We start from the raw sequence: 18,416 nt of genomic DNA, 5'->3' as shown, positions 1-18,416 counted from the left end.
ATATCGACCGTCTTCACGCTCTGTCAAGGGACGCTTCGCTCGTCCTCTGGACGCCCTTGACGTCGCGCTCGCCGGTCGATTCCAAGCCATTAGGGGACAAAGCCTTGGTCTGCCATGCTCGCACGCCCCTTCCCACACGTTATTTTTGCAACATCGCCTCGGCTGCGAGGAGCGGACGGTTGGGCTTGAGTTTCGCCATCGACTCCAGGCTGAAATATCGCCGCGACACCAGCCATTCTTCGTGCTGCTCTTGCAAAATCGCTCCAGCGAGGCGCACTACCGATGCTCGATTCGGGAAAATCCCCACGACGTCCATCCGCCGACGCATCTCTCGATTGAGCCGCTCGAGCGGGTTGGTCGAGCAGATCTGCCGCCAGTGCTCGATGGGTAGCGCCATAAACGCCAGCACGTCCTCCTCTGCTGCCTCCAAAATGTCCATCGCCTTCGGGAAACGCCCCCGGAGTTCCGCGACCACTCGGCGAAGCTGCTCGCGGGCCGCTTCTTGCGTGGGCTGGGTGAAGATCGTCCGGATGATCGAGGCCACCATCGACTGCTCCCTCTTCGGCACTTGGCTCAACACGTTCCGAATCGTGTGCACTTTGCAGCGTTGCCACGTCGCGCCCGTCAGCACTTCCGAAATGGCCTGGCGCAAGCCTGCGTGCGCATCGCTCACCACCAGACGCACGCCCCGAAGACCTCGCGCCTTCAGGCTGCGCAGAAAGTCCGACCAGAACGCGCCGTCCTCGCTCGTTCCGACATCGAATCCGAGTACTTCGCGCTCTCCGGTGTCCGTGACGCCAATGGCGATGACCAGCGCCATGCTCTGCACGCGGCCGCCCTCCCGCACCTTCGGGAACGTGGCATCCAGCCACACGTACGGATACTCACGCTCGAGCGGCCGCTCCTTGAACTGGCGAACCTCTTCATCGATGAGCTGGCAGAGGCGAGACACCTCGCTTTTGCTAATGCCATCCAGGCCCAACGCTCGCACCAGGTCATCGACCTTGCGGGTGCTCACGCCCTTCACGTACGCTTCCTGGATCACAGAAGCCAGCGCTTGTTCCGCTCGACGCCTGGGCTCCAGAATGGAAGGGAAGAAGCTGCCCTGACGGAGCTTTGGAATCTTCAAATCGACCGTCCCGAGGCGCGTGTCCCAGGCCCTTGAACGATAGCCGTTTCGTTGTGTGACACGGCTCTCCGTCCGCTCATAGCGCTCGGCACCGATTTTCTCTGCGGCTTCCGCATCGATGAGGAACTGCGTCACGAGTTGCATCAATTCCCGTAAAAAATCGATCTGATCCACGTCTTGCATCTTGCGAATCCATTCGAGAACTGCGAAGCTATTGAGCGAAGCCATCGTTGCGTGCCTCCTACTTTTGGTGTTGGTCACACTTAGTAGACACGCACGGTGGCTTCTTCGTCAATTGGAGACGACGAATTTTACACCACCACTTGAGACTCTAACCGATTCGCGACCATGGCGAAGATGACACGCTCGACAGCCGCCTTGAACTTCCGGTCGACCAGCCGCTCGCGCAAGACCTCATCCAATCCAAGCTGTCGCCACAGCTCGTCCAGCAGATACGCCCCTCCCATGGGACGGCTGTCCAGCAGCGTGGTTTGGATGGCTTCCGACTGGCCGCGCCCCGAGGTAAACTCGTCGCCCACGAAGCGATGAATACTCTGGGCAAGGCGCCGGAGCGCCTCCAGGTCCATTTCGTCTTCACGACCGAAGGTGTACAGGACCTTGGCCTTCGGCTGACCGGTCTGTGGATCGCGGTAGTTATGGGCCAACTGCACGTAACCGGTAACAGAACCGTTCTTGTTTTTTCGGCGAATGACTCGGATATACATGCCCACATGATACGGCATGTACTACGAACTTGTAAACGACAAAATAAAGTTATCCACAACAAAACGCATGCCTACAAAAATACAAATGAAAACGCGGCGCATGCCTGTGGATAAGTCCGACAAGCCGCGCCGCAATAGGATCCCACATCCATCCATGAGTCTACACGCTCTATCCAACTGTCGAAGGTCGGGAAAGAGGGCCCGGATGGCTCTTTCTGTTTCGGCAGGAACTCTTCTTACACATGATATCGGACACAACTCGTAATACCCGCAGCGTTCATCTTAGTAATGTTTTGTTATATATATCCTTCCCAACTAATTCTTTGTATATAATACTTTTCATCAAATCATTACTCCCATCAGCAATTAAGAATCCTTCAATATCTAACAGTCTTCTTCGAGTAGAATTATTGAATTCATATCCTCTCGCTCCCTGAAGTCGAACACACATATGTAGACATTTATATGCGACTTCTGTTGAATACCATTTTGCCATTGATGATAATTTTAAAGCATTATTAGAACTTTCATCTATAGCTTTGGCAGCCATTATGCAGAGGCTCTTTGCAGCTTCAATATAGGTTACAGACTCAGCAAGCCTGTGACCTACGGATTGTAAATCCGATAGACGCCCGCCAAAAATAGGTCTTTCTTTACAGAAAGCTATAGTTTCTTCAATAGCCTGATAAGCTGAACCTAGGCAAAGCATTGAAACCAGTATTCTCCAATACGCAAAATGTCGTTTTAATACGTCTAATCCTTTACCTTCTCCGTGTAAGACATTACTTCTAGGTATCTTCAAATCCCGTATCACCAACCCTCCAAAGGACCATCCATCAAGTCCCATCGGTTGCCTACTCACTCGTAGACAATCTATAGAATTTAAATCGTCTACTACAACACAACTAATAGCACCGTCTTCAACATTCCTAACAAAGAAGACAAATATATCAGCTTCATAAATTCTACTAATATAATCTTTATTAACATTTAAAATAGAAGATATTCCATCTAAATGCCGAATACTACTCTTTATTTTCCTAACATCCGAACCAGCTCCATCCTCAGTAATTCCTATTCCAACGAAGGATTCGCCTGAAACAATTCTATCTATCCATCTTTGTCTATCTTCGTCCCAACGATCTAATAATAGTCTACCGTGACCCATCCCAACAATTTCTCTGGCATTTGCACTTATTTTCCCCAACCTAAAATATATATTTGCCATTGTAACCACGTCTGCACCCATGCCCCCATATTCCCTAGGTAAATCTAGCTTCAGCAGATCATATTTCGAAGCGATTTTTCGAACTCTAAGTATATCCGGATGTCCCGTGGAAAAAATATCTTTCAATCGTTCTTTTTGTATAAAATAATCAACTTTATCGTAGATTTGATGACGAATTTTTTCATTTGTCACTGTCCTAATTTCATAATTCATCATGTTGCTCACCCTCTTTATTCACGAAATTTAGTGAAAGAACGCATATAAACATGTTGATAAAAAGCATGATTGCACAAACCAATAATGGCAAGAATGGTGCTACGGTACGCCATAGCAGACCACCTACCACCATCCACACAGGTGTGATGATGTTCGCGGAGTTAGACATCGCGACAAACGCATGGTTCAACTCTGATTGAGAGACATGCGTCTGTAACCACGTTTGCCCTTGTTGCTGGTAAAACTCCATACCTAATATGCAGAGAGTGTACGAGAGAAAGTACACAAGCGCACCTTGCGCAAACGGCATACCAAGGAGCCCAACACCACAAACGCTAAGTCCCAGAGCCATCTTCACGAACGACGGCTGTGCCATATTCACTACATTCACACGCAGCACGAACCCCAAAAGCATCGAGACCACAGCCGTCACGGTTAGAATCCAAGAGATCGTCATGACGCCAAAGTGATGTGCCGAGCTCATGAGAAACACGTTGAAGCCAGATACAAATGTGAAGACGACACTCGATAAGCTATTGACCATTAGCATCCGCCGCACTACCGGCTGACCTTGATACCGCCAGTTCCATAAATCGCGAAACTGGTAGGAAGGCCGCCTTGCCTCCTCCTTCGTCCGCTGCAAGCGTACGGCAAACACGACCACCACGCCCATGATGACAAACGATAGGACGTCCAGCCACAGCGCCGCGCGCAGATGCAAGTGGGCGATCACGACCCCGGCCGCCAAGGGACCCACGAGCCGCGCCGCGGACTCCATCAATTGAATTTCGGCGTTGGCCGCCGCCAACCGGTCACGATCGCGGAGCAAAGTCGTGAGGGAGAACCTATTGACGCGATTGACCATGGAGGCGAGATGAAGGAGAAACATCGAGACAAGGAGAAGAAGCGGAAAGAGCGCCTTATTCGCGGTCGAGGCCACCACGCCGATGATGGCGACTGCCTGCGCTACGTGCACCCAGAGCATCACCGTCTTCCGGCTGTGCCGTTCGGTGAGATAGCCGCCAAGTGGACCGCCGGCCCAGTTGGCAACGTACTGGATCGCGTTGGCGAAGGAGAGCAAAGGCGCTCCGTACCCCATGCTTTGCACCACCAAGGGCAGTGCGACGAGAAACAGCTTGTCACCGACCCGCGAGAAAAACCTACCGACTAGAAACGCGTGAAAGGAGTCAATAGTAATTCGCCTTAAGTAGCTACATTTCATTCCCGATCCCCCCTGCATCGGGTGAATATGAACCATTCGGGATAAGCAATTCGCCAGAGACGGAATACCGATAAATAGCTGGATTCCCCCACACACAGGCACGTGGCGCGACATCGTTTGTCACAACCGATCCCGAACCCACGACAGCAAATTCTCCAACGCATACGCCGGGTAATATAACAGTTCCAGACCCAATTCTTGCTCCTATCCTAAAGATCGGCGGGGCTAGTTCTGGGGACAAAGTCCTGTGTTTCCACACCATTCGTTTATCATTTACTGTTATTACTCCAGCACCGATAAAAACAGAATCTTCCACAATCACCCCACCCGTTATATGAGTTAGAGCTGAAATCCGAACCCACTTTCCTATACACGTATTTCGCTCAACCACTACGTGATGAGACAGGACTGTGTTGTCACCAATGCGTACGCCACTTCGAATAATACATCCATGTCCAATGTGGACATTGTTGCCGATAGAAGCGCCCTCATAGATAATCGCGCCTGATCGAATGATTGTGTTATCTCCAATACTCACATCTTTCCCCTGGCTGTCATCCTCGCACAAGAAGGTCACATTGTCCTGAATAATCACATTCTTACCCTTCATGACTCTGAGACTCATTTGTACATCCCTTCTTTCGATGATCATGTGTTCCACGCCCTCTAGCTGTAATATGTACTACTGTAATTTTTATTTTGCGAATAATATTTCATTTAAGATTTATTAAATTATCGTTAAAATTTTCTTTTCTAGTCGCCTCCTACCTCGCACTGTCTCTTACCTGACCGATCAGTGGTATTGTGTGATGACAAGAAGAGGACATTCCGTCTGTGCTCCATCCTTTGCCCGTCGAGGAGATGTGGGGTTTGAAGCGGCGGGCGGAAGTCCTGCGTCGCAAGTTCAAGTGCGAGACGATTGGCGACGTCGCACGCCTGCCTGTCGGTGTGCTCAAGGCCGAATTTGGCGTGTGGGGCGAAGTCATTCACCGTTGGGCAAACGGCATCGACTGGATCGACATCAACCCGCACAGTTATCACGCGCCGCACAAGGGATTCTCCCATCGCACGACGTTGCCGCGGGACTTCTACGAGCGCAACGAGGTCGCCGTCGTCATCCTAGAATTGCTGGACAAGGTGTGCCATCGACTTCGGCAGGCGCACCAAGCAGGCCGCCGTGTGAGCCTCGGGCTTACGTATGAAGGACTCACTGGAGGGTTCTATCGGGCCAAGACCCTTCCGCGCGCCACGAACGACCCGAGAGAGTTGTATCCGGTGCTCCTGGCCCTATTCGATGAACATTGGGATGGTTTCGGCGTGCGGGCCGTGTCGGTGGGCGTGGACATGCTGCAATTTCGCGAGACCGTGCAATTATCGCTGTTTGCGAACGTGCCGGCGCGGACACGACTGTACGAGACCATCGATGAGATCCGCGCACGCTTTGGCGAGACGTCCATCATGCGCGCCGTGAGTCTGACGCGCGCCGGGCAACTTCGTGAACGGAGTCTGCGAATCGGGGGGCACTACGCATGAACATCCGAGACGGGAACATCTTCGAGGCCATGCGGCTTGTGCTGCCCGAGCATCGCGAGCTCATGGCGCAAATCCGCCGCGAACGGGCAAAACGCAAACGCCTGGTACTGACCGAGGAGCGCTTGGAGGAGATGCAGTACGCGCTCAGTGAGGCGGTTCGCGAGGGACGCGCCGTGCGTGTGACGGTGTTTTCACCGAAACGTGACGTGGTACTCGTCGGCCGCGTGTCGGTGCGCGGCCGGGAACTGCGCGTGAGAACCATTGACGGCGAAAAAGTCGTGAAATTGGATGACGTGATCGAGATCGAATGAGCGGACGCAAAGAGCGGCGCATGCCTGTGGATAAGTCCGACAAGCCGCGCCGCTGTGGGATCCCACATTCATACATGAGTCTACGTGCTCAGTTTACATGTCAAAGTCGGGTTTATTTTTCTCCGAGCAACTCTATCTCTTCAAAATGATGTATACATTGTATAGCGTAAGTACGACGAGAAGTATGCTAAGCGTGAATAACTGGGTGGGATGGACTGCGATAAAAAATGTGACTAGCGTGAAGAAGAAAGAATTCGCAAAATCACGTTTTACAGGTTTTTTTCGAGCAACAACAAGAGAAAAGATAAGAAACAGCCCACTTAAGACACCAAGAAATATATAGAAAGTATTCATTGATCACCTCTAAAAAATACTTTTTGTTCTATATAAGTTCATACTCCTTTATAAAAAGAAGATAGTCAGTATACACCTCCTAAGTAGTAATAGAAATTGGTGGTTGCCCAAGGCCCCAATTCAATATAGCGGACATCCATATACCATTCTGGCGCCCACCAAGTACCCAGGTTGACCCCGAGTTCGATACTTGGTAGTCATACAAAGTCCCACAAACCCATGTCCGACGCGGATTTCTGGGACCTGTGGATAACTCGTGTAGTGTCTACAGCCCTCGTGCCCGAGGTTCTTCGTCAGAGGAGCTCTGGCGGCTGCTGACGCGATCGTATCGCAATATCGCCTCATTTTCATGCTACCGTGGCGTCGAAGTTCGACATGAATGTCTTACGACGTTTACACTCTAACTGGGATAGCGCCACGTCAAGCGTTTCGTTCGTTTTCGGACATGCAATAGGACTAAACATTTTTATACGTGGGACTTGTAACGAGTTTAATCTTTAGCTTGATGAATATCACCGGTGCACTAACAACCAGCAGAAGTCCTGCTCCCACAAAAAGCCATGGCACAGGCAACAACTTTGCACAAATGGCCATACATGCACTTCCAATGGCCTGGGTTCCAGCTTCCACGGTTGAAAATACGGCCGCTGCCCTTCCTATAATCTCCTTTGGGTATGAGGCCAGTACATATGCAGGAGCCACTACGTTCTGACCAGCTTGCAGCACACCTACCAAGCACATGCACAGTACGATCACCCATATGCGATTAAAAAACCCCATCGCAAACGCCGATATTCCCATAAACAAAAAATCAAGGAGGAATATCCACGTTACACCGAACCGCCGGGCTACCCTTCGGAACACTTTTGCCCCCAATAGAGCCGCACCCATGGAGCCTACCATCTCCATGGAAATCGAAAGGCTATACCACCAGCTTGAAGCATGGAGATTGCGTTCTATCCTCCAAGCCACGTATCCACTTATGACTGCCATTGATGGTCCTGAGAGCAAAAGTACGCAAAGCAAACGTAAGGACAGTCCATCTGTCCTTATCACTTTCCACCCTTCAATAATATCTAAAACATATGATCTTCTAAAATATTTTTCATTCGACGAGGGAAGTTTTCTTAAAGGAACAGGAAGAAAGATATATAGAATGCCCGCGATCACAAATGACAAACAATCGATTAGAGCAATATCCTGAATGCTTAACCAGATCAATGAACTCGCGGCAAAGAAGCGTGCCGCCAGCTGGATGCCTGATTGTACGCTATGTAACAAACCGATAAATTGCGCCCGTAAGTCTGCTGAGATAAAGCTACTCATCACAACGCTTATCGCATTGCTGCGGATTGCTTCAAGCACTCCTAATGTCCCGATGAGAACTAGAGTGATGCTTAGACCGACACGGCTGCGATCAGTAACAGCCAAAGCGACGCCCGCACAAATGAGCGCCTGTGCCCACACAGAGCTCACAATCAACAATTTGCCGCCCACTCGATCGGCGAAGACCCCAAAGAACAGGCTCAAAATTCCCGGGAGGCTGAACGCCAAACCCAAAAGAGAAAGAATGTATGGCTGATGCAAAGTAGAACTCCAGTACCAAATGAGAGCTGTTGCAAACCACACGTCTCCAATCAGAGATATCCACTTCGCAAACCAAGTAAGTCGTGCAATTACACCCATTCCAAGTCGAACTCCTTTCATCTGTTACGCTCAGCTACACAGATTCATCCTCCCTAAAGACTCATGAGGAGATGCCCTCAATGTTCACCGCTCCAGAACATGAGATGCAATTCCCAGTGCCCAATGTTCTGATATTGCAGATCGGTTCTGTTGGGGTCAAGTCCAACGTTGTGTGTAAATTGCACTCTTCGGCGAATGGAGCGGTAAGCGTTTAGGTCAAGTTCGAGAGCGTGTGTAAAATGGCCCTCTTTGGCGAATGGAGCGGTGAGCGCTTAGGCCGTTGCTGCACAAGCCTGCGTTGACCCTCTCGAAGCCTCCTGTGCCTTCTTCCATGCCTCATACTCGTCCATGTTGAGATATTTCCGCCCCGTCGTCCATTCTTCGTCGATTTCCATGAGTAACGCCCCCAGCAGACGGATCGCCGATTCCCGGTTGGGGAAGATGCGAATGACGCGCTCGCGGCGCCGAATTTCTTCGTTGAGCCGTTCGACACCGTTGGTGGTGCGTAAGCGCCGCCGATATCGCTCAGGTAAGACCAAAACAGCGGTTACATCATCAAACCCATCCTCCAACACCTGCACCGCCTTCGGTGCCTTCTCTGCGTAAGCCTCGACAAACGCATCTTTGAGCAACCGTGCAGTCTTCAGGTCAGGCGCATCCAGGACCGCGCGGACCTGTTGGTAGACCTCCTCCTGCAATGCCTTCGGTGTGGCGTCTAAGAGGTTGCGCATAAAGTGTGTCTGGCACCGTTGCCAGGTGCATCCCTGAAACTCCGTGTGCAGTGCCTTCACCAGCCCGCCATGACTGTCAGACACCACAACGTCAACGCCGCGGAGACCCCGGTTCTTCAGCCAGGCAAAGAACTCCCGCCAACTGGCCTCCGATTCGCTGTCGCCCAGCATCAAGCCGAGAATCCCACGATACCCTTCTTCGTTGATGCCAACTGCGATCATGGCCGCTCGAGAGCGATCACGCCCTTCCTCCCGAATCCGGAGTACCAAAGCGTCCACCAGCAGGAACGGATAACGGTGCTCAGCAAGGCTGCGATGATTCCATCCCTGACCGATGGGATCAAGGCGCTTGCACAGCTCGGAGACCGTGGACTTCGAGAACGTCGTGCCGCACAACTGCTCGGTGATTTTCGCCACGTCCCGGGTGGACACGCCATTCACAACCATCTCCATTAGGGCGATGATGAACGCTTGTTCGCTGCGCTGGTACCGAGCAAACAGCTCTGTGGAGAACTGGCCATTCCGGACCCTCGGAACCCGCAACACCAGCCGCCCCACACGGGTTGTAAGGGTGCGGGTGACTGTTCCGTTGCGATAGCCTTGGCGTTCTTTCGTGCGCTCGTATGGCGCCGCTTTCAGCTGCTCCTGCACTTGCGCTTGGAGGATCTGGTTGACCACACTCTCCACCAGCTTTGCCACGCCTCCATCCCGCTGAAAGAGGCCTTCCAAAATCTCGTCGTCCACGGTAATCTGGTACTGAGCCATCCGGTATCCCTCCTGGTGTAATGGTTTCTTCTCCGTCTCACATTCTACCAAAGAGGGCCGGGTGGCTCATTTTATGTCACCTGGACCATCCGTTTTTACACATGATACCGGACACGACTCCGGCCAATTGGATAACAGGAAAGTTTGATAACTTAAAACGCACACAACTTTAATTGCTTCTCATTCCAAATTAATATACTCGGACATCTTCTTCAATATATCTCTCAACCATTCTATTGGATCTTCGAAGACCACACCATCCGCCCAATAATCGATAAACGATCTTTTATAATCAAGATCACCAGGTTCATCCAAGAAGCCCTGAATTATTTCAATAAGCTCGCGTATCTCTTCAGGTGAGTGTTCCATAAACACTTCTTGCAATCCGCTCTCCGTCGATGCGACATCCTGATGCCAATAACCACCCAGGAAATTTTTTAACCTCTCTTCGAATTCAGCCTTCAAAAATAACCCTCCTCACTTAATTGGATAGGACGTAAGAATAAATGCATCCCCATCTTGGCTATGTTTTACAATTACGACTTTCGATCTCGTCATACTCTCGACAGATGAAGAATTCTTCTGCACTCCACGTCCTATTACTTTTTCATGATCATGTGTAATAATTAGCCTTTGATCCTTCTGGGCATTTGCCATAAATTCTTCAATCTGTGACCTATGAACTCTCATGTTTTCATTCACAGCTCGTTGCGCCGTTTTCAAGTCTGTATACGAGGATGATGGTCTTCCAGTAGAACGAGAGCGCGCAAGACGTATTGAACCCGAGTTTGTCAAGACAGTTAGGATGGCTTTTAAGAGAGAGATGATAGACTTATAATTCGGACAATCGCTGTCTCAGGCTACGCTCTTCTGCAATTTCCATTTTCTAAATTCTTACGGCGAGCGATAACCCAGTGCAGAATGCGGGCGCTCCGTGTTGTAAAAGTGAATATACGATTCAATCCCCGCTTTCGCCTCGGCAAAGCTGCTGTATTCCTGCAGCCAGACCTCCTCTTCTTTCAGCGACCGGAAGAATCGCTCGATGTATCCGTCAGCGTCGGGGTTGTTGAAACCTGTCCGCTCGTGGTTGATTTGGCAGGCTTTCATCGCTTCGATGAAGCGTCGACTTGTCATCTGGCAGCCGTTGTCCGTTCGAAGCGTCAAACCGGCACCTTGAACGCCGTTTGGGAAACGATAATTCAGCGCCCTATCCACAGCATTCAGCAAGTCCTCCGTACGACAGAATCGGGAAAACGAGTATCCCACAATCTCTCGGTCATAGGCGTCAATCACGGCAAACAGATAACCCCATCCGTCTTTCCCGCACCACACCTTGGTCATGTCACATTGGAAATGCTCATTGGACCTAGTCACCGGTATCTTGCCTCGCCGCTTCGTTCGTGAAGCACCCCGCTTCGGCGCTTTCACCAGCAGCCCCATTTCCTTCATCAGCCGGTACACCCGCTTATGGTTCACCCGCAGGTTGTATCGGCGACGCAGCATGACCTGGATTCGCCGATATCCGTACGTCGGGAACTCCTCGCACAGTCTCCGAATCCACTGTTTGACCAGAGCGTCCTTGTCCACAGGGGGCCGCTTCGGCTTTGGCACAGGCGGCTTCAACAGGCTGTAACAGTACGTCCGGTTCAGCCCTAACGCTTTTGCAATCACTGGGACCGGAAACCCTTCCTTGGCGAGCTGACGGACCAAAGAACGGCTATTTACTTCCGGCCCCAATTCGATTTTTTTCGCAACACATCCACCTGCATCGTCAGTTCACCGATCTTGGCCCGAGCCTCCTGCAACTCCTTTTCCAACTCCTGCTCCCTCGTGGAAGGACCGGACTGCAGTCCAGCTCGTCCGCCGGCCAAGAAGGCTTCACGCCACCTGTAATACAGACTCTGGGCCACGCCATGCCTCCGACATACCTCGCTGATGTTCGCACCGGGCATCATGCCCTCCAGCACGATGTTCATCTTCTCGTCCACTGTCCACTTCCGTCCCGGCATCACAAACACCTCGTCTTGATCTTAACCGATCCCTCCTGTCTGGGTTGACTCTGGGGTAAGTATAGCAGCACTCAAGCCCATCTATCAGGCACCCACGGAAGAGGCGGCCTTGATGGAGCTTGACCAGTTTGAACGGGGATGGGGAGCGCGCTATCCCCTGTGTGTGAAGTCGTGGCGAGACAACTGGACGGAACTCGCGACGTTCTATCGGTACCCTGTGGAAATGCGGCGAATCATGTATACAACGAACATCATCGAAGGCTACCACCGGCAGCTGCGAAAAGCGACGAAAGGGAAGAGCATGTTTCCAAACGACGAAGCTTTGCTGAAGATGCTGTACCTGGCGACGATGGAGGTGACGAGAAAATGGACGATGCGGGTGGCCAACTGGGGCACCATTCTGGGGCAATTGGCCATCTACTTCGGAGATCGCGTGACGCCTTACCTTCCGTGACGACGTTAGGTGGCATGCCCACGGTGTGTGGCATGCCACGTCCGGCCAGGATGGTGCAGCCTAACATCGGCTGTCAAGGCTGGGAAACGTACCTTGACAGCCTCACATAGGTACGACATCCTGGTACTCGCTACAGGAACGAAAGTAATCTCTTCAAAATGGAGTTTACACAGAACGCTTGACACACCCCATCAACGCAGCCCAGAACATAGGTTATCTCATTGGATGTAACCTGTGGCTAGACTTCGAAGGCATTTCCGATGTTTCTGATATTACAGCAATCGAATGGGCTAACGACTGGTTTAATGCAGTGCAGAACGCGGGATATGTGCCCGGCATTTACGTTGGAGAACCTGAACCATTAACTTCAGCCCAACTCTATAATGATTTGAACTTTAGTCACTACTGGCGCTCGTGCTCCAACAGCACACCTGATGTGGATGTCCGTGGATACCAAATGATTCAAACGAACTGTTCAACTACGGTTCTCGGAATCAATGTCGATTTGGATACTGTTCAGACAGATAACCTCGGCGGTCTCCCTATCGCAGAATATTATGTACCGTAACTTTAGCTTTTTACATTCACTCTATGAAGAAGAGGAGAGAAGAGAGATTGGCTCTCCTCTTCTTCAACCTTTATTAGCATTTTCGAGACTCTCCCCCTCTTCTCCAAATACTTTTTTTAACAACCAAGTGTTTGCGTCCTTTTGAGATGGTTTTCTGTTTATAATAAGCCACATCGTTTCACGACTTGAGAATTCCAAATCCAGAACATATGAATTTGGCGTCATCCAATGATCAAGATCTGAATTCAAAACCCATGTCCGTCCCCCATCTGTTGTATTATAAATTTTATCATTAAGTGATAAAGATGCTATTGATGTATTAAAAAATCTTAAAATATAATTTCCGTATTCAGAAGGCAAGTTTTTAACTTTTACCCATCGCCATGTTACTCCGCCGTCCTTCGTTTCGAACACTTCGAGGTGCATTGTCGGTGCCACATCTGAGGTATAAAAGGTAACTGCAAACACTCCATCTTCCGGAGAGTTTCGGGAAAACGTGGGCCCCCACACATCAATCGTATCGTCATTGGCATACTGAGCAGGGACTGAAACAAAAATACGTTTCCAGTGCACTCCTCCATCCGTGGTCTTATACAGCGAAATCCCAGGCAAGATAGGATCTGCAACAAGCCAAAACCCATTCGTCACAGTACAGAACGTCAAGTGCTGAGACGTCCCGGCAAGCAACCGAGGTACATCCGAATTGGCACGGTAGACGAGATGCCATGTGTTACCGCCGTTCAACGTCTGATAAATCCATTTATCCGATTGTTCTGATGCGCCGCTTGACTCAACAACCAGCCATCCTGTGCGAGGATTTATAAACGTCAGCTGACATACAACGCTTGCCTCTGTACTCACAGGAATCGAGACAACTCTCCAACTCACCCCAGCATTCCACGTATACTCAACCCAAATGAACGATTTTTTGATATCCCTCCAAGCTATCCATACATCGCGTTGATTTTCCACATACAGCTCAGGATAGCTCGATTGACCATTCGCTGCAGCCGATGCTGTCGTTGAATAGGACGGAGGATTCATCGGCAGTCGTACCCTTTGCCATTCTATCCCCAAATTCAAGGTTCTAACGAGAACAAAATGATTCTTTTGATACCCTTCCACCCACAAAGTACCGGGACTCCCCGCACTCAGTTGAATAGGTGAAAACGAACTGGACATGTCAAAGGATTGAATTGAAAAATCCATCGCAACAGGCGCGGCCTTATGATGCGAATTCCCCGTGAAAGATGCAATTCTTGCCCCACACGCTGACAGAGAACAACATAATAAGGTCAATAATGCTATACGGCAAACGGTTCTCTTCATTCTTAGCACTCCTTTCTTGTTGAACGAGAGAAATGCAAGGAAAGTTTTTTCATCCTTTTTTGATTATAAACGGTAACTAATCCATGTTTGTCGAATGTGCACGTTGGACTTCGCCCCGTAGAAATGGTTTGGTGGATACCATTTTCTTTCTCTCAAGTTGGGGTGAAGTCATTCTTTGTGCTTGAAAAACCTTTGCCGCACAAGGTCTCGCGATTCTGCAAAGGGCTCGTATTGAAATGGGCGGTTCGAATGCTTACAAGCGTCCAGCGATTCCCCGGTCGTGTGAGGTGATAAAGCAGCCCTTGGTTTGTTAGGATAAAGAGTATGTCGGCCTTTCCAAATTCGATTTCAACGGTATTGTAAATATCAAATTTGTTCGATAGTTGCTTCCATTGGGAATGATGTTCCTCCAATTGTCTCATCCAGACCCCGTTCGGCGTGACGACTACACAGTCGCCATCTTGAGAAACTGCGCACACACGATTTATTGAGTTGGCAGTCATATAAGTATCCGAAGCCGGGCTGAAGGAAAGTTGCGCGACGAGTTGCCATGATCCGAATGGGCTCGAACGCTTCACTCGATATAAAATGAAAGCCCCAGTGTCTTGGCTCGGAGAGAGTGTTGTTGGAATTGCAACAACAGGAAGATAAATGTAGGTATTATTCGTGATCATCGCATAAGGCATTACGAGATCCTGTGTATACGAAGATGGGACGACTACGTGTTTGAGCGACCAGTGCACCTCATCCGTCGACTCGTATACGCCCAATGTTCCTTCCATGAGTGACATTCCATACAAAAACCACGCATGATCGCTAATAAATGTAATATGTTCTATCAAATCACTTGTAAATGGAAGCTCACCGTTAGGTGGATAGGAGGACGAAGAAATTAGCTTCCAAGCGAATCCGCCATTGTCGGTTTTAAAAAGCAATAATTTGTCTCCTTGCATGGACCTCTCCGTCGTCTCCAAATAAAACCCTTCCTTTGAATTGACGAAATCACAAATCGGATCATTTGCTGTCTGCATTGAGAGATTGGTCAATGACGGATGACTAAGATGCATCCCGTGGAACCTGTAGAGGATGGACTTGGAGAAAATCCACGCATCGTCACCGAGGAAATACTGAACTCCATTGAGTGCAGTGGGATTTTTGAGGACGTTATACCACGTAATTCCTGAATCTCGAGAGAACAAAAGCCCTTGATTTGTGACTAACCAGCATGTCCCCGAGGGAAACCATGCAGTTAGAGTCTCAAGTGGTGGTGTAAAATTCGTCGTCCCCAATTGACGAAGAAGCCACCGTGCGTGTCTACTAAGTGTGACCAACACCAAAAGTAGGAGGCACGCAACGATGGCTTCGCTCAATAGCTTCGCAGTTCTCGAATGGATTCGCAAGATGCAAGACGTGGATCAGATCGATTTTTTACGGGAATTGATGCAACTCGTGACGCAGTTCCTCATCGATGCGGAAGCCGCAGAGAAAATCGGTGCCGAGCGCTATGAGCGGACGGAGAGCCGTGTCACACAACGAAACGGCTATCGTTCAAGGGCCTGGGACACGCGCCTCGGGACGGTCGATTTGAAGATTCCAAAGCTCCGTCAGGGCAGCTTCTTCCCTTCCATTCTGGAGCCCAGGCGTCGAGCGGAACAAGCGCTGGCTTCTGTGATCCAGGAAGCGTACGTGAAGGGCGTGAGCACCCGCAAGGTCGATGACCTGGTGCGAGCGTTGGGCCTGGATGGCATTAGCAAAAGCGAGGTGTCTCGCCTCTGCCAGCTCATCGATGAAGAGGTTCGCCAGTTCAAGGAGCGGCCGCTCGAGCGTGAGTATCCGTACGTGTGGCTGGATGCCACGTTCCCGAAGGTGCGGGAGGGCGGCCGCGTGCAGAGCATGGCGCTGGTCATCGCCATTGGCGTCACGGACACCGGAGAGCGCGAAGTACTCGGATTCGATGTCGGAACGAGCGAGGACGGCGCGTTCTGGTCGGACTTTCTGCGCAGCCTGAAGGCGCGAGGTCTTCGGGGCGTGCGTCTGGTGGTGAGCGATGCGCACGCAGGCTTGCGCCAGGCCATTTCGGAAGTGCTGACGGGCGCGACGTGGCAACGCTGCAAAGTGCACACGATTCGGAACGTGTTGAGCCAAGTGCCGAAGAGGGAGCAGTCGATGGTGGCCTCGATCATCCGGACGATCTTCACCCAGCCCACGCAAGAAGCGGCCCGCGAGCAGCTTCGCCGAGTGGTCGCGGAACTCCGGGGGCGTTTCCCGAAGGCGATGGACATTTTGGAGGCAGCAGAGGAGGACGTGCTGGCCTTTATGGCGCTACCTATCGAGCACTGGCGGCAGATCTGCTCGACCAACCCGCTCGAGCGGCTCAATCGAGAGATGCGTCGGCGGATGGACGTCGTGGGGATTTTCCCGAATCGAGCATCGGTAGTGCGCCTCGCTGGAGCGATTTTGCAAGAGCAGCACGAAGAGTGGCTGGTGTCGCGGCGATATTTCAGCCTGGAGTCGATGGCGAAACTCAAGCCCAACCGTCCGTTCCTCGCAGCCGAGGCGATGTTGCAAAAATAACGTGTGGGAAGGGGCGTGCGAGCATGCTCGCAGACCAAGGCTTTGTCCCCTAATGGCTTGGAATCGACCGGCGAGCGCGCTGTCAAGGGCGTCCGAAGGACGAGTGAAGCGTCCCTTGACAGCGCGTGAAGACGGTCGATATCGCCCCGAACGGGACAAAGCCGACCGATGTCACACAGTAGACACAAACGGTGAATTTACACCTCTTGACGGGACACTACCACCATGCAAAAGACTTGATTTTGAGTCCCGTCGAATTGGACGCGTTTGGAGTTACGACCGAAGAAGATGTGGTCCCTTTATGCCCCATACCTGTATTCATCGAAACATGAAATGTCGTGTTCGCACCGCATCCGGTTGCGAGGCTGTTTACAAGGGCTAAAGAGATCATCACCATAGACATTCGTCTGCTGATCATGTCGAACCCCCATCATCCACCCGTTCCCATTTTCCCACGCAAGTTGCGTTCGGTTAATGAATTCCGAATTAGCATGCGGCATTCGGTGCTCTCACTACAACATTAGAGACGAATCAATATCGCCTTATGTGACACACTTCAACCGGCCGACTTCTCAATATGAGCCTTTTGCAGAATGACGTTTGTCAACATCGGTTGTAAAATCCCCAATAACATCGGATGAGAATTCCCCAAGATCATCGGCCTCAATTCCTCAAAATCATCGGGATGAATTCCCCACCCCCATGTCGAATCGTGGCACCTGTCATCCGTTCATGGGAGGTGCCCGTCATGAGGGAGGACGAGAGGATGGAGATCAGGCAACTCTACGAGGCTGGCGTCAGCATCTCGGAACTGGCCAGAAGATTCGGCTATGACCGTAAGACCATTCGCAGCGCGCTGAATTCATCGCTGGAGGAGAAGCAGGGCGAAAGAGCGTCGCGTGGGGAGCGAAAGAAAGGTTCCAAGCTGGAGCCCTACAAGGATTACGTGAAGCAGCGTATGCAACTTGGTGTTTCAACGCTGAACGAATTCTGCGAGAGATTCGGGAGCAGGGCTATACCGGCGGTATCACCGTCCTCCGTGAGTTCATGAAGCCACTTCGCCCGGTGGTCTCTGCCAAGGCCACCGAGCGATTTGAGTCGGATCCTGGTGAACAAGCCCAGATCGATTTGGGGGCCTTCCTCTACTACGATTCGCACGGTCAGCGACGAACGATTTGGGCCTTCGCCATGGTACTCGCCTACTCCCGCATGCTCTACGTTGAGTTTATCAAAGCGGCAGACCAGCTGCACATCCTTCAGGCCCTTCGCAACGACCTGGAGTTCTTTGGCGGTGTGCCGCGCGTCATGCTCAGCGACAACTGTTCACCTTTGGTGGTCGCCAATGACGGTCAAGGCCATGTCGACTGGCAACCGGCTTATCTCGACTTTGCCAAGTTCTACGGATTCGTGCCCAAGGCATGTCGGCCTCGCCGGAGCCGCACCAAGGGCAAGGTAGAACGGCCTATTCGCTATATCCGGGACAGCTTCTGGCCAGTTGCCTTGGTAGTGTCCCGTCAAGAGGTGTAAATTCACCGTTTGTGTCTACTGTGTGACATCGGTCGGCTTTGTCCCGTTCCGGGCG

Annotated in this window: 18 protein-coding genes and 2 pseudogenes; 7 read left to right on the top strand and 13 right to left on the bottom strand. The window is 51.2% G+C overall.

Going from position 1 to position 18,416, the window contains the following annotated elements; translation table 11 throughout:
• Positions 1-139: 139 nt before the first annotated feature.
• From AACI_RS07555 to AACI_RS17100, 5 genes and pseudogenes are all read right to left on the bottom strand, one after another.
• A complete protein-coding gene (locus AACI_RS07555; RefSeq protein ID WP_012809566.1) occupies positions 140-1,357 on the bottom strand; it encodes an IS256 family transposase in 1,218 nt (405 codons plus the stop codon).
• 107 nt (positions 1,358-1,464) lie between these two features.
• Positions 1,465-1,854 (bottom strand): annotated as a pseudogene (locus AACI_RS07550) (IS1634 family transposase); the annotation flags it as partial.
• A gap of 277 nt (positions 1,855-2,131) precedes the next feature.
• Complete coding sequence (locus tag AACI_RS15980; RefSeq protein ID WP_012810857.1) at positions 2,132-3,298, bottom strand: acyl-CoA dehydrogenase family protein; 1,167 nt, start codon at positions 3,296-3,298, stop codon at positions 2,132-2,134.
• Positions 3,285-4,520, bottom strand: a complete 1,236-nt coding sequence (locus tag AACI_RS07545; protein WP_012810856.1) for an MFS transporter — start codon at positions 4,518-4,520, stop codon at positions 3,285-3,287. Before AACI_RS07545 ends, AACI_RS15980 begins: the two co-directional genes overlap by 14 nt.
• Positions 4,510-5,172 (bottom strand): DapH/DapD/GlmU-related protein, encoded by a 663-nt coding sequence (locus AACI_RS17100; protein ID WP_081442631.1) that lies wholly within the window; start codon positions 5,170-5,172, stop codon positions 4,510-4,512. Before AACI_RS17100 ends, AACI_RS07545 begins: the two co-directional genes overlap by 11 nt.
• Before the next feature lie 218 nt (positions 5,173-5,390).
• Here AACI_RS17100 and AACI_RS07540 point away from each other — a divergent pair, with 218 nt between their 5' ends.
• Both AACI_RS07540 and AACI_RS07535 read left to right on the top strand, forming a co-directional pair.
• Complete coding sequence (locus AACI_RS07540; RefSeq protein WP_245530469.1) at positions 5,391-6,053, top strand: DinB/UmuC family translesion DNA polymerase; 663 nt, start codon at positions 5,391-5,393, stop codon at positions 6,051-6,053.
• Entirely contained in the window at positions 6,050-6,364 is a 315-nt protein-coding gene (locus AACI_RS07535; protein WP_012810854.1) for a YolD-like family protein, read from the top strand. Before AACI_RS07540 ends, AACI_RS07535 begins: the two co-directional genes overlap by 4 nt.
• A gap of 810 nt (positions 6,365-7,174) precedes the next feature.
• Here the strand turns inward: AACI_RS07535 and AACI_RS07530 are convergent.
• The 6 genes from AACI_RS07530 to AACI_RS07510 all read right to left on the bottom strand — a co-directional run bounded on the left by AACI_RS07530 (position 7,175) and on the right by AACI_RS07510 (position 11,909).
• Positions 7,175-8,404 (bottom strand): MFS transporter, encoded by a 1,230-nt coding sequence (locus tag AACI_RS07530; protein WP_012810852.1) that lies wholly within the window; start codon positions 8,402-8,404, stop codon positions 7,175-7,177.
• A 272-nt stretch (positions 8,405-8,676) separates the two neighbouring features.
• The gene (locus tag AACI_RS07525; protein WP_012810851.1) at positions 8,677-9,900 is read right to left on the bottom strand and encodes an IS256 family transposase; all 1,224 of its coding nucleotides are present in this window, start codon (positions 9,898-9,900) and stop codon (positions 8,677-8,679) included.
• Positions 9,901-10,080: 180 nt separating this feature from the next.
• Positions 10,081-10,365, bottom strand: a complete 285-nt coding sequence (locus AACI_RS07520; RefSeq protein ID WP_012809947.1) for a contact-dependent growth inhibition system immunity protein — start codon at positions 10,363-10,365, stop codon at positions 10,081-10,083.
• A 12-nt stretch (positions 10,366-10,377) separates the two neighbouring features.
• Positions 10,378-10,695, bottom strand: a complete 318-nt coding sequence (locus AACI_RS17285; protein WP_394295632.1) for an RNase A-like domain-containing protein — start codon at positions 10,693-10,695, stop codon at positions 10,378-10,380.
• Between the two features lie 99 nt (positions 10,696-10,794).
• On the bottom strand, positions 10,795-11,610 hold the full coding sequence (locus AACI_RS07515) for an IS3 family transposase (protein WP_012810850.1): 816 nt from the start codon (positions 11,608-11,610) through the stop codon (positions 10,795-10,797).
• An 11-nt stretch (positions 11,611-11,621) separates the two neighbouring features.
• Positions 11,622-11,909 (bottom strand): transposase, encoded by a 288-nt coding sequence (locus AACI_RS07510; RefSeq protein WP_012810849.1) that lies wholly within the window; start codon positions 11,907-11,909, stop codon positions 11,622-11,624.
• Positions 11,910-11,973: 64 nt separating this feature from the next.
• Here AACI_RS07510 and AACI_RS07505 point away from each other — a divergent pair.
• Positions 11,974-12,363: pseudogene (locus AACI_RS07505) on the top strand (IS256 family transposase); the annotation flags it as partial.
• Positions 12,364-12,541: 178 nt separating this feature from the next.
• Entirely contained in the window at positions 12,542-12,931 is a 390-nt protein-coding gene (locus AACI_RS16345; RefSeq protein ID WP_012810848.1) for a glycoside hydrolase domain-containing protein, read from the top strand.
• Positions 12,932-12,994: 63 nt separating this feature from the next.
• Here the strand turns inward: AACI_RS16345 and AACI_RS16340 are convergent, their stop codons facing one another.
• Positions 12,995-14,113 carry a WD40/YVTN/BNR-like repeat-containing protein gene (locus AACI_RS16340; protein WP_218917078.1) on the bottom strand — a complete coding sequence of 373 codons (1,119 nt, stop codon included), beginning with the start codon at positions 14,111-14,113 and terminating at the stop codon, positions 12,995-12,997.
• A 299-nt stretch (positions 14,114-14,412) separates the two neighbouring features.
• The gene (locus AACI_RS16565) at positions 14,413-15,327 is read right to left on the bottom strand and encodes a hypothetical protein (protein ID WP_012810846.1); all 915 of its coding nucleotides are present in this window, start codon (positions 15,325-15,327) and stop codon (positions 14,413-14,415) included.
• Between the two features lie 289 nt (positions 15,328-15,616).
• Between AACI_RS16565 and AACI_RS07500 the strand changes: the two genes are divergently transcribed.
• The 3 genes from AACI_RS07500 to AACI_RS16945 all read left to right on the top strand — a co-directional run bounded on the left by AACI_RS07500 (position 15,617) and on the right by AACI_RS16945 (position 18,361).
• Positions 15,617-16,834, top strand: coding sequence for an IS256 family transposase (locus tag AACI_RS07500; protein ID WP_012810845.1), 1,218 nt, complete (start codon positions 15,617-15,619; stop codon positions 16,832-16,834).
• Positions 16,835-17,582: 748 nt separating this feature from the next.
• A complete protein-coding gene (locus AACI_RS16950; protein ID WP_245530466.1) occupies positions 17,583-17,885 on the top strand; it encodes a helix-turn-helix domain-containing protein in 303 nt (100 codons plus the stop codon).
• Positions 17,822-18,361 (top strand): DDE-type integrase/transposase/recombinase, encoded by a 540-nt coding sequence (locus tag AACI_RS16945; RefSeq protein WP_342626163.1) that lies wholly within the window; start codon positions 17,822-17,824, stop codon positions 18,359-18,361. The genes AACI_RS16950 and AACI_RS16945 overlap by 64 nt, the downstream gene beginning before the upstream one ends.
• Positions 18,362-18,416 lie beyond the last annotated feature (55 nt).

The organism is Alicyclobacillus acidocaldarius subsp. acidocaldarius DSM 446 (assembly GCF_000024285.1).
Lineage (GTDB): Bacteria > Bacillota > Bacilli > Alicyclobacillales > Alicyclobacillaceae > Alicyclobacillus > Alicyclobacillus acidocaldarius.
This window is presented reverse-complemented; position numbering and strand designations above follow the sequence as displayed.

Excerpts from the sequence above, each read along its gene's own strand:
- AACI_RS16565 (WP_012810846.1), bottom strand. The coding sequence starts at position 15,327 with ATGCATCTTAGTCATCCGTCATTGACCAATCTCTCAATGCAGACAGCA.
- AACI_RS17100 (WP_081442631.1), bottom strand. The coding sequence starts at position 5,172 with ATGATCATCGAAAGAAGGGATGTACAAATGAGTCTCAGAGTCATGAAG.
- AACI_RS07545 (WP_012810856.1), bottom strand. The coding sequence starts at position 4,520 with ATGAAATGTAGCTACTTAAGGCGAATTACTATTGACTCCTTTCACGCG.
- AACI_RS07525 (WP_012810851.1), bottom strand. The coding sequence starts at position 9,900 with ATGGCTCAGTACCAGATTACCGTGGACGACGAGATTTTGGAAGGCCTC.
- AACI_RS07500 (WP_012810845.1), top strand. The coding sequence starts at position 15,617 with ATGGCTTCGCTCAATAGCTTCGCAGTTCTCGAATGGATTCGCAAGATG.
- AACI_RS07535 (WP_012810854.1), top strand. The coding sequence starts at position 6,050 with ATGAACATCCGAGACGGGAACATCTTCGAGGCCATGCGGCTTGTGCTG.
- AACI_RS16340 (WP_218917078.1), bottom strand. The coding sequence starts at position 14,113 with ATGTCCAGTTCGTTTTCACCTATTCAACTGAGTGCGGGGAGTCCCGGT.
- AACI_RS07555 (WP_012809566.1), bottom strand. The coding sequence starts at position 1,357 with ATGGCTTCGCTCAATAGCTTCGCAGTTCTCGAATGGATTCGCAAGATG.
- AACI_RS15980 (WP_012810857.1), bottom strand. The coding sequence starts at position 3,298 with ATGATGAATTATGAAATTAGGACAGTGACAAATGAAAAAATTCGTCAT.
- AACI_RS07530 (WP_012810852.1), bottom strand. The coding sequence starts at position 8,404 with ATGGGTGTAATTGCACGACTTACTTGGTTTGCGAAGTGGATATCTCTG.
- AACI_RS07510 (WP_012810849.1), bottom strand. The coding sequence starts at position 11,909 with ATGCCGGGACGGAAGTGGACAGTGGACGAGAAGATGAACATCGTGCTG.
- AACI_RS16950 (WP_245530466.1), top strand. The coding sequence starts at position 17,583 with ATGAGGGAGGACGAGAGGATGGAGATCAGGCAACTCTACGAGGCTGGC.